At 47.6% G+C, this 588-nt stretch carries 1 protein-coding gene; it reads left to right on the top strand.

Annotation, left to right across the window (positions count from 1 at the left end; genetic code table 11):
* Window positions 1-348 (top strand): methylated-DNA--[protein]-cysteine S-methyltransferase (locus R7O13_RS28975; protein ID WP_318305474.1); only part of this gene is annotated, 348 nt, incomplete at its 5' end.
* Window positions 349-588 lie beyond the last annotated feature (240 nt).

The following is a 588-nucleotide window of genomic DNA, read 5'->3' as shown; positions in this document are numbered from 1 at the left end:
CATCCGATTTTGCGCCAAGCCGTCACCCAGTTGGACGAATACTTTTCGGGTCTGCGCAACGAATTTGATTTGCCTTTGGCAGCGACAGGTACTGATTTTCAAAATCAAGTGTGGCATGCGTTAACGACCATTCCATACGGCGAGACGTGGAGCTATCAAGATCTCGCCAACGCGATTGGCAACCCGAAAGCCGTACGTGCGGTTGGGTTAGCAAATGGCAAGAACCCTATTTCCATTGTGGTGCCTTGTCATCGCGTTATTGGTAAAAGTGGCAAACTGACTGGGTATGCTGGTGGGGTAGAACGCAAACAACGTTTGCTCGCATTAGAGCAAGGTACACCACTTTAAGTGAGGCGATTCTCATATTGTTGTTTGGCGTGCAGCGCACAGTTGAGAATTGTGTAGAGTGGTTTATTTACGAACAAGATAACAAAGGATAACAAGGGCATGTCTTTCAAAATGGATTTTGATGCATTCATGAGTGAGTGTTGGCAGCTGCACGAGGAAAAGCCAGTACAGGTCTATGCTCAGCTAGAAACGGCGCTGAATGAGGTGGATGCGCTCAGCCAAGTTGAGCGAATATTTGCA

Source organism: Vibrio sp. Y176 (assembly GCF_033438945.1).
The sequence above is the reverse complement of the archived record's forward strand: the minus strand, read 5'-3'. Positions and strand labels throughout refer to the sequence as shown.